Below are 14,926 nucleotides of genomic sequence, written 5' to 3' on the forward strand. Positions count from 1 at the left end.
GTGGGGCCGTTAGCGGGGTTGAGTCAGCACGTCGACGAGAGCAGGTTTCCCGCTCTTGACGACAGCCATTGCGCGCGAGAGCGCGGGGCCGAGATCCGCGGGATCCGCGATGGGGCCTTCTGCCCACACGCCCATGCTTCTCGCCATCGCCGCATAGTCGATCGGCGGGTCCTGCAGCACCGTGCCGATCGTGCCGCGCTCCGGATGCCGGTCGCGACGGCTCGACATGCGCTGGATGTGCATCGTTTCCTGATGCCACGCGCGGTTGTTGTGCATCACCGATAGCAGCGGCAGGCTGTGATGTGCCGCGGTCCATAGAACACCCGGCAGCACCATCAGGTCGCCGTCGGTCTGGACACTGACCGCGATGCGTCCCGCGTCGCGATGGGCAAGCGCTGCGCCGACTGCCGCGGGCGCGGCATAACCGACCCCGTAGCCGCCGCCGGCACCGATGAACTGATACGTCCTGGTGAAATCCCACAGGCGTTGTGGCCACTGGCTGATCGCACCGGTCGGCGACACCAGCGCCCAGTCTTCATGGCGGATCACGTTCCATATTTCGGCGCAAAGCCGCGCTGTACTGACCGGCGTACCGTCCCATGCCAGCGTCGCGGCCTCGCGCGCGTTTGCGCGGATACGGTCGAAGGTCTGCTGCATCGGTTGCCTGCGTGCCGCGGCCGCGCTGCGCTGCGCGGGCGTAAGCGTGGTCTGCACCGCATGCAGCAGCGCGGGCAACGACGCGTCGGCATCGACGCCGACCGGTAACGTGGGGGTGTAGAAGCGCTCGGCGTCCTGCATGTTCGACTTGCCATACAGATACGCGGCAGAGAGGCTGATCACCTTCACGTCGGGTCGCGCGCGCTCCTTCGAGGGCCGCTCGATCGTGTCGGGCACGGTGCCCGTCAGTGCCCATACGTCTCCGACTTCGAGCGCGAGGATTACATCCGCCTGCGCGAGCAGACGGCCCTGTATCGACGAATGGTTCAGGTAGTGACCGGTCGGAAAGTTCATCCGTGCGAGCAGATCGACGACCGGCGCATTGAGTGTTTCGGCGAGCCGGACCAGCGTCTCCATCGACGCCTGACTGCGCACCGCACGATCCGCGACGATCACCGGTGCCTTAGCGTTGCACAGCATCGAGGCCGCCGCGGCGAGCGCATCCTGGCTCGCGACCGGCGGCGATACGTTACGCAGCGGCGGCACGCGGATCTCGTGTGGATTGGCGATCGGCTGCTCCTGCAATTCCGCGTCCGCGACGATCAGGACCGGCTCCATCGGCGGCGTGACCGACATCGTGTACGCGCGCATGAACGACTCGGCGTAGTGCTGCAGCGACACCGGGTAGTCGTCGTATTTCGTGTAGTCGCGCACGAGCGCCCCGAGATCCTGTGCGGTGTGATACCACTCGACACCCGGACGTCGCTTGACAGCGTCGGCGATATTGCCAGCCAGCACCATCACCGGCACACGGTCGCACCACGCGTTGTAGATCGCCATCGAGGCATGCTGCAGACCCACCGTGCTGTGCACGAGACAGGCCATCGGCTTGCCGGCCACTTTCGCATAGCCATGCGCGATCGCGGCCGACGCCTCCTCGTGCGTGCAGACGATAAGTTGCGGATGACGGTCGCCTGCGTAATTGACGATCGACTCATGGATGCCGCGAAACGTCGAACCGGGCATCGCGGCCACATAGTCGATGCTCGCGATCTTCAGCAGATCGACCATGAAATCGGAACCCGGATTGCCGATGTGCGCGGCGTCGGCGGCGGGTGGCTCGTCTAGCGAAGGCGTCCCGGTTTCGGCCGCGACGAGCGCCGCGTTCGGCCGGCCGACCGTCGGTTCCTGCTTTGCGGCGGGGGCTTCCTGTGCGAAGCCGGGCACCGATTTCGTCAGCATCGCGGCTGTCCCCGTGGCGAGCGCCTCTTTCAGGAACGTACGTCGTTCTGTCATTACTGCGGTCTCCTCGTTGTTGTTATCGGAGTGCGAACACACGGGCGGGTGTTCATCTGCGGATCGATGGTTGTCGCGCGATGTCGGGTGAGCGAGGCGTGGTGCCGGCTCTGCATATCGACGCATGTCATCGCATCGCGCATTCAGGATGCGCGACGTGTTCTGCGGGAACAGTGAGTTGGGCAAGTTCGATGCAGAGTGTGGGTATTCGCGTATCGACTTGTGGTTGCCGTGAGGGCGTTTTGGCGAGCCCCTGACACAATCCGTTTGACCAGATGATCTGGTAGGGCGGGTTACCCGTCTATTGAAAAAAAGCGTGGTCGAGTTAACCGGACGGTAGTGGTACGCCGTCATGTCCTGGCGACCGCTCCCCCGGCGGCCGTATTGAGAACGTTTTTGCAAGCCATCTATTTCTTTGCGGGTCGGACAGTCGGCGCCGGCGCCGGCGCTAGCGTTCGCGTCAGCTCGTGAAGCCGTATAAGCGCGCGGGGTTGTCGACCAGCATTTTTTGTAATGCCCTGGCATCGCCGCACAGCGGGAGAACATCGATCAAGTCTGCCTCGTCGTGCACAGGATGACGTGGATTCGGATGCGGATAATCGGTGCCCCACAACAGGCGATCGGGTGACGAATCGAGCAGCACGCGAATGAATGGCGCGACGTCGTTAAACGGCTGACCGGCCGAGGACAGACGATCGATTGCGGAGACCTTGATCCAGCAATGATCACGCTTCGACCATTCGATGAGCCGGGCAAAACCGTGCTGTTGCATGCCGTGTGCGGTATCGATCCGCCCCATGTGATCGATAACAAACGGAACGGGCAGCGTGTCGAGCATCGGCTGCAGTTCGTCGAGAGTGCCTGCATCAACGTGTAGCAATACATGCCAACCTAGCGGCGCAATGCGTGTCATCAATCGGCGAAACTGCGCAGGATCGGGCGACTTCCACAGATGACGGATAAAGCCGAAGCGCACCGCTCGAATTCCTCCGTCGTGCAGCGTTTGCAACTGGGCATCGGAGATGCCGGTATCGATCAGCGCGACACCGCGTCGGACGTCAGGCCGATCCGCAATCGCATCGAGCACGATGCGGTTGTCGGTGCCATATACGGTCGCCTGCACGATCACGGTTCGATCGACACCAAGCCGGTCATGAAGTGCGGTCAATACGGTCTTATCCGATTCTTCCGGCGTGTAGGCCCGCGAATCGGCATAAGGGAATCGGTCGACCGGACCAAGAATATGACAATGCGTATCGCATCCTCCGGCAGGGAGCACAAATTTCGGCAGACGCAGTGCCGATGACGTCGTTGCAGGTTGATTCAATGGCCACTCTCCTTGTCGATCAGACATCCAGCATAGTGTCTTTGCCCGCGCGGTGTTCTTCGCCCCCGACACCGACGGCAGAGCACGTGTGGCCCGGCATCCATCGCGTCGTATTCCACAGCGCGATTGCGATCAGCAGCAAGGCGCTACCGACGATGAAGAGCGCGATCGCAAAGTTCAGGCCGATCGAAGGCGCAAGCCGCGCGATCGCATAGGGTGCGATCGAACTCGCTGCGGTCATCGCGTAGCTGATACCCACGCCAGTCGCGCGTCCCCTGACAGAAAAGCGGGACGATTGATAGAGCGGCAGAATACCGAACAGTCCGCTCGCGAATAGCCCCATCAAACAGGCGCCGATTGCGAGCAGCCAGACATTCGAGACGAGCGTGTAGAGCACGGTCAACGGAATCGCCATGCAGAGAAAAAGCACAATGGTGCGGCGTTCGCCAAGTCTGCTCGCGACAAAACCGCAGGTCGGCTTGCCGCTGATCGAACCAATCGAATACGCAACCAGAAACGGGTAGGTGTCGCTCGCGCTGATGTGCCGCACCGAGATCAGGAAGGTCGGATAAAGCACTTGAACCGACCACAGCATGAAGTTGATTACGCCTGAAAAGAGCCACGCTTGTAGTGCCGCAGGGTTGAACTCGAACGTGTCGCGCACGCTGCGCTTCGAATGACGTTGCTGGTCGCCAATCCAGTCTGGTGATTCGGCAATGTTCCTGCGGATGAAGATCGTTAGCAGGGCGGGCACGACACTGATCACGAACATCCAGCGCCAGCCGGCCAGACCGAACAGCAGGTGGAAGGCCGCCACCGCAAGCATGTAGCCGATCTCGTAGCCTGCCACCATCACGCCCGATGCATACGGCCGGACGGAGTCGGGCACCGATTCCATCAGCAGGGAGACTGACACGGTCCATTCGCCGCCAAACCCGATGCCGAACAGAATCCGTATCGCCATGAACGATGCGTAGCTCCATGCGAGGCCGCTGAGTCCGGCCGCGCACGAGAACCATAAAACCGCCGCCATGAACGCGACTTTGCGGCCGTAGCGGTCGGCGGCGATACCCCAGCCGATTGTGCCGAACACCTTTGCGAGCCCTGTTGCCGTGATGATCAGTGTCATGGCGGGCAGGCTGGCGTTGAAGACCTTGCCGAGATGCGGTAGCAAAAACAGCAGCATGGCGAAGTCGAACGAATCGAGCGCCCAGCCTGCGGTTGCAGCGGCAATGACGTGCCAGTGCGGGCGCAGCATTTGCCACTTTCCAGAGCGGTTTTTGTCCGCTTCCAAACCTTGTTCGTCAGTCTGCAAATCATGCACGCGATGTTTCTCCGGGGTATCGATCGGAACGAGTATCGCTAACCGCTAGCGGCATCAGAAAAGATGATTGATGCCGACTGAGACTGCCAACTGGCGCGACGCGTGAGCTGCGTTAAGCGTCGTGCTGGTGATGTAGCTGCCATGAAAAGTCGTGTAGTCGCTTTCAGCGTACAGGCGCGTGCGCTTCGACAGCAGATAGGCCAGACTCAGAATGCCGAGGTTCCTGCGACCGTGGCTGGTCGGCAGATTCGTTATGTAGTAGCCCGCACCCAGGGCCATGTCGTAACTCGCGTTCCAGGTAGCGCCGCCCCAGTAATTTTCGGTGCGCGACGCTGCCGCCGGAGCGGGATTGTCGACGGTCTCGCTCATATAGCCACCGGAAAATCGCAGTGTGCCGAACTTCAGTTCGCTGCCGAGTGCCACATAGTCGTCAGGCTGATACGCTGTGCCGATGAGTACCGTGCGGTGAATATAGGTTCCGCCGATATTGAAGAAGCCGACCTTGTAGTTGAGGCCGACCCCGTGTGCGGAGCCTGCATCGAAGTCGCCCGCAATGCCGCCCGGCGCTTCTTCCACGCCGAGACGAAAGGGGCCCCACACGCCGGTGTATTTGATATCGTTGCTGAAATGCGTGCCGTCTACCGCGGGCGTGAGTGGAACGATTCCGGGGTAGCCGAACTGGAACGGATCGTAATCGTGCAGAACGTCGTGCGCGAGCGTGTACTGCCGTCCAAGATCCAGCGAACCATACGGGCTTCCGATACCGACAAATGACATACGGTTGAAGAGCAGGTTTGCCGTGTTGTCTAGCGCTCCGGTGGCCGTAATGAAGCCGGATTCGAGCTGGAAGTGGGCATTCCAGTCGTTGCCGAGATCTTCCGACCCGAGGAGGTCGAGACGATTCGCGCTATAGATGCCGTAGGAATTCATCGTCACGACGCTACCCTTGCCGTTACTGATGTACCTGGCGCCTCCATCGATAACACCCGCCAGCGTGACCGAAGACTGTGCATGTGCAGTACATGCGATTGTCGCGAATGCCAGTGCGCACACTCGCCAACGATTATTTTTCATCGGGGTGTTGCCTTTGTATTGGTTCCCCGCACCCGAATGGCCGGGCGACCGGCAATCCAGGCAGCGAGAAAATTGTCTCCTTGATGCGGCTTTTTCGTGATGTACGGCAACCGTCAATACTACGAAAAGTACCGGTTCTAAAAGGTGCCGGCGCCGCGCGCGAGCATTCTGGGCAATGGTCGTGCGGAGCAGCGAAAATCATGGGTTTATCCGCGATTGCTGTCCATTGAATAAGCGCATGGTCGCGTTAACCATCCCGTAAATGGCCGGTTTGTGGTGCCGTTCAAATTACGTGAACAACCCCTATTCAATCCGTGCTGATCCGGCGGGCGGACCACCGTAAATTCCGATGTCGTGTTACCGCCGCTTACGGTTGCATGGCCTTGCTGGATAGCGGTTTGCCGTCGCCTTGTCATGGCCGGTACCGTTGAAGTATTACGGCATTTTGCGAGGAGAAGTCAAAAGAAGACCATCGGATCTCCTCATACTTTAGCATCTCGACTATTGGCATCACATCATGCGAATTCTCGGCGGCATGTGTGAAGCATATGACATTGCCAGGTTGAGTTTACTTATGCAAAAGACAGCATCGGCGACATCCCCGATATTCATTCATTCGCTATTTAGATCGGGCAGCACGTATGTTTTCAATAAATTGCGTTCCGCGGGAATATTTTATTGTTATCAGGAACCGTGCAATGAAGTACTTATCGATCTGGATACTCGCCCTGATGATTTTCTCAAACCTCCGGACCATGACAACCAGCTTCTGAGACACCCGACACTTACGGCGCCCTATTTTTACGAGAGCTACTGCATCCGCGATCGTCTGAAAGGCCGGTTCAGAAAATCCTTCAGCTATGAGGAATATTTCACAGGACCCAGACTTCCAGAGCTGCAAAGGGAATATTTCACTGCGTTGATTGAAGCAGCGCCTGAACGGCCGCTACTGCAGTTCTGTCGCAGTGCAGGGCGTATGGAAGCGCTCAAGCGGGAATTTGGCGGCGTTCACATTCATCTCTGGAGAGAGCCGCGTGGCCAATGGTGGTCATACAAAATTTCTGACTATTTCGACGCCACTACTCAGGCGATCTATAACGCATTTCAATTGCCCGAAGTTCTGATGAAAATCCGAAGGCTGGCTGACATCCGGTGTTTCCGGGGGCGTTCCGTCAACAGGGAGATCGGCTTTTACCGGAGTCATCCGCTAGGTTCGCGAGAAAGCTATCTTGCGTTCTTCGGTATGTGGCTGTATTCATTCATCGAGTGTGAACGACATACATCCGAAACAATTTGCGTCAACAAACTCAACGATGCTGATTACCGCGTACAAGTTATACATGCATTGTCGCTTGCGGGTATTGACGGATTGGAGTTCAGCGATGCGGCGCTGGCAAACTCAATATTTTATAAAACAGAGGCATCATTTTATGAAAATATAGAGAATGAAGTCGCGCAGTTGTTCTGTGCATATGGCTATCCACGATCGGAGGTCATGTCAGCCCTTAGCGTTGGAAGGTCCGACATGCCGCCCATTTCGGATGTGCTCGTAGATCCTTTGCAGGAGGAAATCTCCCGACTACGAGCGCTGGCATTTGCGCATTGGGACATGAAGAAGGCGGACGAATACCGTCTTTTCTCCAGGGTGTCGTCGGCGTACCGGTGCTTGATGCACAACCTCAAGCGATACGCAGGTCACCCAACCTAGACCGGATTCGCGAGGTTACAGGCCGCGATCGGTTTGGGTGAGCCAGGGCATGTGCTGTCCCATAGGAAACGGTGACCGCCCGGATGCGGTCTTCGTACGAATACGTGAACTACCCCAGGGTCGTCCACAATTCTGTCCGCATCCCCGTTCGAGTCATGCGGGGTCAGGGGGGCGCGCCGTCGCCGCTTGAGCGGACTGATGGCGTGAAGATCGAAGGGGGATGAGAGATAAACGTGCCTGCGGTGCGACGGATCATGGCCGCCGTGTTTTACGAGGGCATCGCGCTTACTGCAACTCGACGTTCACGCGCTGATCGCTCGGCCCTATTAGCCAGGGCTGCAAGGCCTGCGCCAGCCGATGGCTCGAATCCGCGCTGCGATGTTGCTGGAATGCGGCATCGTTGCGCTCACGTAGCTGTCGAACAGTCCCATTGCGCGATCGAGCCCGGTACGAGCGATGTCAGGTATGTGACGACCGTTAGCTGGCCAGTCGCACGGGTGTCGTGCCGCGCGGTATCCTGGCTGGCAGACCGGCTGTTCGCCGCAGCAGAAAGCAGCAGTGCGGCTGCTACCCATCGCAGGTAGGCCATGGATTCTCCTGATGTCTCGAATTGGCTTTCCAAGGAAGCCGCAGTATTTCGGTTTTGTGAAACTCAATCCCCGGAAAAGAAGCGTGTTTACCCCTTAGTTCAAGGATTTGATTTTGTCTTACGAAAGTAGCATGAGATTGATTGAGCAATAAACCCTTGACTTCCAAGGAGTTTGCGATGAAACGCAAACGTTTGCGCAGCCCACGTAGTGTTGGCGGGTAGTTCCCGCCCGCGTCCCGCAGAAGCCTTTCCTCGACCGTCGATCGCCTGTGAAAAATTCACACGGGAGTCGATACACGGCGCCTGTCTATTCGCTGCAAATTCCGAACGCAAGCAAGGCGTTCGTTCATGCACAAAGAGTAAGTGGCTTCAGTATTCGAGCGTTATCTTGATTGTGTTTTCGAAATGTACTTAGACATCCTAATATTTAGGATCTTTTGAACATCGGAGAATGCGACATGAATGATTCACGCACGACCGTAGCAATAATTGGATCTGGAACTATTGGCACGGATCTGATGTGTAAAGTTCTCGCGTCGGAAACCCTGAGCCTTGCATTTATCGCTGGGCGCGATCCAGAGAGCCAGGGACTCGCCATTGCGAAGGAGCGTGGCGTCGAGACGTCGGCTGACGGAATTGATTTCCTCAAGGCGCACAGCGATGCATATGAGGTTGTCTTCGATGCGACATCCGCGTATGCGCACGTCGAACACAATGCCTTCTTTTCAGCTTCTGGAAAATTCGCGGTCGATTTGACTCCTGCCGGAATCGGCATGGCCTGTGTGCCATCGGTCAATCTCGACGATGTCGGTGGGCAGCAAAACGTCAGTCTGATTACCTGTGGTGGACAGGCGAGTTTGCCGCTCGTTCATGCGCTCAGGAATGCGACGCAACAGATCGACTACCTCGAGGTGGTCTCTACGATCGCGGCTGCGAGCGCCGGAATGGCGACGCGAGAGAACATCAACAACTACCTGACGACAACGGAGCGCGCTTTATCCCACTTCTCGGGAGCCGATTCCGTCAAGGCAATTCTGAACATCAATCCCGCCGAACCAGGCGTATCCATGCAGACGACGATCTACGCATACGCGAAGTTCGAGGATTTTTCTGCAATCGAAGACGCGATTGAGAAAGCCGTGGCGTCCGTTCAGGCGTATGTCCCGGGGTTCAAGATCGTGCTCCCACCGGTTCTCGATGCGGGAAGAATCACCGTCAGCGTGACGGTTCAGGGAAGTGGCCAATATCTGCCGAGCTACGCGGGCAATCTCGACATTATCAATTGTGCGGCTATCGCTGTGGCGAAGCACAGGGATGAGCTGACCAGGAGTGCGCGATCATGAAAGACTACATCACACTGACCGACGCAACGCTGCGCGACGGCAATCACGCGGTTCGGCACCAGTTGACGATCGAGCAGATTGTCCAGTATGCGGAAGCAGCGGACGAGGCCGGCATCGATATCGTGGAAGTTGGCCATGGCAATGGACTAGGCGCCTCATCGTCCCTCCTGGGCAAGGCAGTCAACACGGATGCGACGATGCTCGCATCCGTCCGTGCAAAGCTCGCGCACTCGAAGCTCGGCATTCATTTCATCCCGGGGCTTGGCAAGATTTCAGACATTGAAATTGCGCTGGAAGCCGGCGTCGACGTTTTTCGTCTGGCATCGCATTGCACCGAGGCGAACATAACGCGGCAGTTCATCGAGCATGTAAGGCATGCTGGAAAGACCGCATATGGCGTCTTGATGATGTCGCACATGGCCGATGCCACTGAGATCCTGAAGCAATCCCGCCTGATGCAATCCTACGGCGCGCACGCAATTGTCCTGATGGACAGCGCGGGCTTTTCAACCCCCGACCTCGTGAAGGAAAAGGTCGAGCGTCTTATCGACGGTCTCTCGATACCTGTTGGATACCACGCGCACAACAACCTGGGACTCGCGGTTGCGAACTCGATTGTCGCGGTGGAAAGCGGCGCAACGTTACTGGACGCCTGCGTACGCGGTTTCGGTGCTGGCGCCGGAAACACGCAGCTCGAAACGCTGGTTCCGGTTCTCGAACGATATGGGTATCGGACGGGTACCGATTTCGCGCACGCGGTCAGACTTGCGAAGCGCACGGACGAATTCCTGCCAATCCGCACCCCTCATATCGCGATTTCGAATATCACCACAGGTGTCTTCGGCCTTTTCTCGGGCTTCGTTCCGCACATCGAGCGTCTTGCTTCCGAACTGAAGATCGATTCGTTCGAGCTGTGTCAGGCGCTTGCGCATCGAAAGCTGGTCGCGGGGCAGGAAGACGTCATTGTCGAAGAGGCGCATCGTCTCGCGACAAGGAACGCTCGCAGCGTTCCTGCCAGATAGCCACGTTCGCTGAAGAGGGTGTCCCACGAGGTTGGTCGTGCATTTCGGGGCGCCGAGTCTGAACAACCATTGCGGAGCTGGATCATGACAACGAAGAGCGACATATCGCATCACAACCTGGCGGACCTGCCCACCAAAGCCCTCGGCGAAAGCATCACGCAGCAGATCATCAACGGGAAGGACTTGACGCTTTCCTTATTGACACTGAAATCCGGGGCATCCGTTGCGCGGCATTGTCATCCGAACGAGCAACTGACCTACATCATGCAAGGTGCGCTGGTATTTCGTGTAGGTGAAGCGCTGGAGCACGAATTCACGGTGAGGGCCGGCGAGATTCTGCACATCCCCGCCAACGTCCCGCACTGCGCTCATGCGCTGGAGGACACGCTCGATCTCGATATCTTCTCGCCACAACGAACCGATTGGATGAGACCCGGTGGCGAAGACTATTTTCACAAACGCTAACGATCTTGCGGTTGGGCAAAAACAATCGACCTTGATGCCGGTCCCTTCAAGCGGGAAAGGAAGCCATTCATGGAACAGGAAAAAGGCAGTCGTTCAAACGGCGCGAGCGCCGGTCAACGGGAACTGGATGAAATCTATCATCCGGCGCACGCAGCGGCACTGCGATCCCTGCAGGCGTTTTGCCCAGATTATTTCGCCATTATCGAGGAGTTTGGGCTCGGCAATCTGTGGCAGCGACCGACCTTGACGCCGCGCGACAAAGAGCTCGTCGTCTTTTCGACGCTGATCACGCAGGGCGACACGGAACTCCAGTTGCGTCAGCACGTGCACACCGCTTTGAAGCGGGGCATGAAGGTCGAAGAGATTCTTGAATGCATCATCCTGCTGGCGGTATACGTCGGTGTTCCGCGCACGTTGAACGCGATCCAGATCGTTCGATCCGAACTGGCGGAGGTCGCATGAACGTCGCCGACGCAATAGTCAGCGCTTTGCGCGAGGAAAGTGTACGACACGTCTTCTGCGTGCCGGGACAAACGATCGACCCTCTGCTTGAAAGTCTCTCTCGCCAGAATGAGGTGCAGCCCATTGTTTGCGCGCATGAGGCTGGGGCGACTTACATGGCGGACGGATACGGACGCGCAAGCGGCCGCTTTGGCGTATGCGCGACAACGAGCGGGCCGGGCTTCACGAATACCCTTACGGCATTGGCGACGGCTTATACCGACCGATCGGCGGTTCTGGCGATCTCAGGAGAAGTCAGGCAGGACCGCGCGGGGCGGGGCGCTTTTCAGGACTCCAGCGCGGCGGGAATTCGAGGTGCCGATATGGCGACTTCGGTCACGGCACTGCAACTGGATCTGTCTTCTCCGTCGCTTGCGTATCGTCACCTCGGTCGCATGTTGCACAGCATGCTGGGTCATTCGTCACGCGGCCCCGGCCATCTGTCGATTCCTTTTGATGTCCAGGGGGCGGAGACGACTGGCGAGTGGGTACGGCTTCCTTCGTCGTTGTATCAACCGCGCTTCGTGGACGCCGGTAGTTGCGGGGCGTTTTGGGAGCAGGTGGGGACGAAGCCCAAAGTCGCCATTCTTGCCGGGTCCGGCTGCGTGCAGTCGGACGCGACCGAGTCTCTTGTCCGCTTCGCTGAAAGCTTCGACATACCGGTTGCGACGACGTTGCCTGCCAAAGGCGTGTTTCCCGAGGACCATCGCCTGAGTCTTGGCGTGATGGGCTGGTTCGGCAATCGACCGGCGATCGATGCACTCGCGTCCGGCAACGTCGATGTCCTGTTTGTGCTGGGTTCACGCCTGAACATGCTGGACACGCTCATCTGGACTGCGGGATTCAAGCCGCGACATGCGCTGATCGTGAACGACATCAACGCGAACACCGTCTTTCAGGATTACCACGTAGACCTTCCTATCCTCGGCGACGCCCGCACCTGCCTCGACACGCTGAATAACGCTGCACCGGCGCTTTCCGCACGCTTGCGCTCGAGCCGGCCAGCCCGGCAAGACTGGATCTCGTCGCTGAAAATGAACGGTGGGCTGGTCGATGCGATCGAGCATCGCGCATCTGAACCTGGACAGATCCACCCCGCCGAGACCATCACTGTTCTGCGTCGCGTGATGCCTCGCTCGACGATGCTGTTTATCGACAGCGGCGCCCATGCCTTTTTTGCAGGCCACTACTGGACCGCATACGACCCTCGACGTTTCTTCACGTCCATCAAGTACATGGGGTCCATGGGCTGGGCGATTCCGGCGGCGATCGGTGCGCAACTGGCTCGTCCCGACGACCCCTGTGTGGTCGTGACGGGGGATGGCTGCATGCTGATGCACGGAATCGAGATGCAGACCGCCGCTCGTTACGGAATTCCGCTGATCTGCGTGGTCCTCAATAACTCTGCATACGGCAACCCGAAACTGCGTGCGGACCGGATCAGCCCGGAGATGGGGCGTTTGCATGAACTGCCGACACACGACTGGGCGAAATTCGCGGAATCGATCGGTGCGCTCGGTATGACGGTGCACGAGGAATCGGACCTGGCGGAAGCGTTCGAGCAGGCGTTGCATGCGAGAAAGGCCGTGGTGATCGATGTGCGCACCGGGAATTTCCCGACACCGACTGAAGCGTTCGACAGGATGGCGGCGGGCGCCCATATGGAATGACCGGATGCCGGCGGTGTGCCGCGGGCAACTCGATGACTGGACCGATGAGGACTGAACCCAGGCTACTTATGAGCGACATACTCGAACCGATCCTGCCGGCCACTGGCGCCGTGCCCGTGGATGCCACCACGACCGCTGCCCGTGCGCCGCGCGCGCTGCCACTTTCGCGCACGGCGTTGCTGCTGATTGCACTGCTGTTCGCTGGCGCCTGGTTCGCCCAGCTCAATTACCGCCACCTGATCCCGAGTGACGAAGGCCGCTATGCGGAAATGGCCCGCGAAATGTTCGTCACCGGCGATTGGATCACCCCGCGCTACAACGGCGATAAGTACTTCGAAAAGCCGCCGCTGCAAATCTGGTTCAACGCGCTGACCTTCGCGTGGTTCGGCGTCGGCGAATGGCAGGCGCGGCTCTACACGGCACTGACCGGCTTTGGCGGCATCCTGCTGGCCGGCTACACCGGCGCGCGCGTATTCAATGCGACGGCTGGGGTGATGGCCGCGGTCGTGCTCGCGAGCTCCCCGTACTGGAATCTGATAGGCCACTACAACCTGCTCGACAATGGGCTGTCTTTCTGGATGGAGCTCACGCTGTGCGCGCTGCTGCTTGCGCAGTTGCCGGACGCGAGCATAGCGTCCCGGCGCGGCTGGATGTGGGTGTGCTGGGCGGCGCTGGGCTTCGCGGTTCTCTCGAAGGGGCTGGTGTGGCTGATCGTACCCAGCGTGCTGCTCGTCTACTCGTTGGTCGCTCGCGACTGGGCGCTATGGAAGCGCCTGCACCCGATCAGCGGCGCACTGATCTTCGCGGTCGTCGCGGTGCCATGGATCGCGCTGGTGCAGGGTGCAAACCCCGAGTTTTTCCACTACTTCTTCGTCGTCCAGCAGTTAGAGCGCTACCTGACGCCCGCGCAGCATCGCCCTGGCCCGATCTACTATTTCGTGCCGGTGCTGCTGATCGGTTTTCTACCGTGGCTGTCGATTTGCTGGCAGAGCGTGCGCCACGCGCTGCGGATGCCGCGGCAGACGAACGGCTTTGCGCCGGCGACGATGCTGCTCGTATGGTCGGCCTTCATCTTCGTGTTCTTCAGCATCTCGCATTCGAAGCTGATCCCGTACATGCTGCCGATCGCCCCGGCCCTCGCGATGGTGATCGGCGCCTATCTGCCACGCGTGAGCACCGCTCAGTGGCGCCGCCATCTGCTCGGCTATCTGGTGCTGCTGATCGTCGCCGCGTTCGGTGCGCTGTTTCTTGCGCATATGGGCGACGCGAAGAATCCAAACGCGCTGTACCGTCAATTCCAGTTCTGGATCTACGCGGCGCTCGCGGCCTGCTTTGCGCTCACGCTGGTCGCGCTATGGCTGAATCGGCTCGCATTGCGCGCGCCGGCAAGCCGTGCGCTCGCGGCGAGCATCGCTGCATTTGCGTTCGGCTGGTTCGCGTTCTGCGCGATCGGCGGCAATGGTCACGAGGTGTTCGGCCGCTATAGTTCGGGTGCACTGCTCGCGCCGGCAATCAAGGCCGAACTCGCGAAGCTGCCGCCCGATACGCCGTTCTACTCGGTCAATGTGCTCGACCATACGCTGCCGTTCTATGCTGGCCACACGATGATCATGGTTCAGCACGGTGACGAACTGTCGTTCGGCGCTCGCGTCGAACCGAACAAATGGGTGCCGACGGTCGACGAGTGGGTCGTGCTATGGAAGCGTGAGCGCTACGCGATGGCGCTGTTACCGCTGGCGCTCTACGAGAAGTTCGCGGCTGAAGGATTGCCGATGCAGGTGGTCGCGCGCGATCTGCGTCGCGTGGTCGTCGCGAAGTCGCAACCATGAGGCGCCGTACCGTCGTTAAATGACCAGGCGAGAACGTGGTATCCAGGAGGAGTCGGCCGCTTCCGTGTCCGCGGGCGTGAGCGATGAGCGCCGGAGTGGCGCGGCCAGACCGCCACCACGA

Annotated in this window: 12 protein-coding genes; 7 read left to right on the top strand and 5 right to left on the bottom strand. The window is 59.2% G+C overall.

The window, feature by feature from the left end:
- Positions 1–9: 9 nt before the first annotated feature.
- The 4 genes from ACREXZ_RS11355 to ACREXZ_RS11370 all read right to left on the bottom strand — a co-directional run bounded on the left by ACREXZ_RS11355 (position 10) and on the right by ACREXZ_RS11370 (position 5,678).
- Positions 10–1,953, bottom strand: coding sequence for a thiamine pyrophosphate-binding protein (locus tag ACREXZ_RS11355; RefSeq protein WP_431764155.1), 1,944 nt, complete (start codon positions 1,951–1,953; stop codon positions 10–12).
- A gap of 460 nt (positions 1,954–2,413) precedes the next feature.
- A complete protein-coding gene (locus ACREXZ_RS11360) occupies positions 2,414–3,280 on the bottom strand; it encodes an amidohydrolase family protein (protein ID WP_431764156.1) in 867 nt (288 codons plus the stop codon).
- A 19-nt stretch (positions 3,281–3,299) separates the two neighbouring features.
- The gene (locus tag ACREXZ_RS11365; RefSeq protein ID WP_431764157.1) at positions 3,300–4,604 is read right to left on the bottom strand and encodes an MFS transporter; all 1,305 of its coding nucleotides are present in this window, start codon (positions 4,602–4,604) and stop codon (positions 3,300–3,302) included.
- Between the two features lie 54 nt (positions 4,605–4,658).
- Positions 4,659–5,678: a porin gene (locus ACREXZ_RS11370; protein WP_431764158.1), complete on the bottom strand. Its 1,020-nt coding sequence runs from the start codon at positions 5,676–5,678 to the stop codon at positions 4,659–4,661.
- 517 nt (positions 5,679–6,195) lie between these two features.
- On the opposite strand from ACREXZ_RS11370, the gene ACREXZ_RS11375 reads away from it, so the two are divergent.
- Positions 6,196–7,386: a hypothetical protein gene (locus ACREXZ_RS11375; RefSeq protein ID WP_431764159.1), complete on the top strand. Its 1,191-nt coding sequence runs from the start codon at positions 6,196–6,198 to the stop codon at positions 7,384–7,386.
- Between the two features lie 406 nt (positions 7,387–7,792).
- Here the strand turns inward: ACREXZ_RS11375 and ACREXZ_RS11380 are convergent, their stop codons facing one another.
- A complete protein-coding gene (locus ACREXZ_RS11380; protein ID WP_431764160.1) occupies positions 7,793–7,975 on the bottom strand; it encodes a hypothetical protein in 183 nt (60 codons plus the stop codon).
- Positions 7,976–8,433: 458 nt separating this feature from the next.
- On the opposite strand from ACREXZ_RS11380, the gene ACREXZ_RS11385 reads away from it, so the two are divergent.
- The 6 genes from ACREXZ_RS11385 (at position 8,434) to ACREXZ_RS11410 (ending at position 14,805) form a co-directional block, all read left to right on the top strand.
- Complete coding sequence (locus tag ACREXZ_RS11385) at positions 8,434–9,318, top strand: acetaldehyde dehydrogenase (acetylating) (RefSeq protein ID WP_431764161.1); 885 nt, start codon at positions 8,434–8,436, stop codon at positions 9,316–9,318.
- Complete coding sequence (dmpG, locus tag ACREXZ_RS11390) at positions 9,315–10,340, top strand: 4-hydroxy-2-oxovalerate aldolase (RefSeq protein WP_431764162.1); 1,026 nt, start codon at positions 9,315–9,317, stop codon at positions 10,338–10,340. The genes ACREXZ_RS11385 and dmpG overlap by 4 nt, the downstream gene beginning before the upstream one ends.
- A gap of 84 nt (positions 10,341–10,424) precedes the next feature.
- Positions 10,425–10,805 carry a cupin domain-containing protein gene (locus ACREXZ_RS11395; protein ID WP_431764163.1) on the top strand — a complete coding sequence of 127 codons (381 nt, stop codon included), beginning with the start codon at positions 10,425–10,427 and terminating at the stop codon, positions 10,803–10,805.
- Between the two features lie 69 nt (positions 10,806–10,874).
- Positions 10,875–11,267 carry a carboxymuconolactone decarboxylase family protein gene (locus tag ACREXZ_RS11400; RefSeq protein ID WP_431764164.1) on the top strand — a complete coding sequence of 131 codons (393 nt, stop codon included), beginning with the start codon at positions 10,875–10,877 and terminating at the stop codon, positions 11,265–11,267.
- Positions 11,264–12,976: a thiamine pyrophosphate-binding protein gene (locus ACREXZ_RS11405; protein WP_431764165.1), complete on the top strand. Its 1,713-nt coding sequence runs from the start codon at positions 11,264–11,266 to the stop codon at positions 12,974–12,976. The genes ACREXZ_RS11400 and ACREXZ_RS11405 overlap by 4 nt, the downstream gene beginning before the upstream one ends.
- Before the next feature lie 116 nt (positions 12,977–13,092).
- On the top strand, positions 13,093–14,805 hold the full coding sequence (locus ACREXZ_RS11410) for a glycosyltransferase family 39 protein (protein ID WP_431764244.1): 1,713 nt from the start codon (positions 13,093–13,095) through the stop codon (positions 14,803–14,805).
- Positions 14,806–14,926 lie beyond the last annotated feature (121 nt).

The organism is Paraburkholderia sp., from assembly GCF_050742655.1.
In the GTDB taxonomy this organism is placed as follows: Bacteria; Pseudomonadota; Gammaproteobacteria; order Burkholderiales; family Burkholderiaceae; genus Paraburkholderia.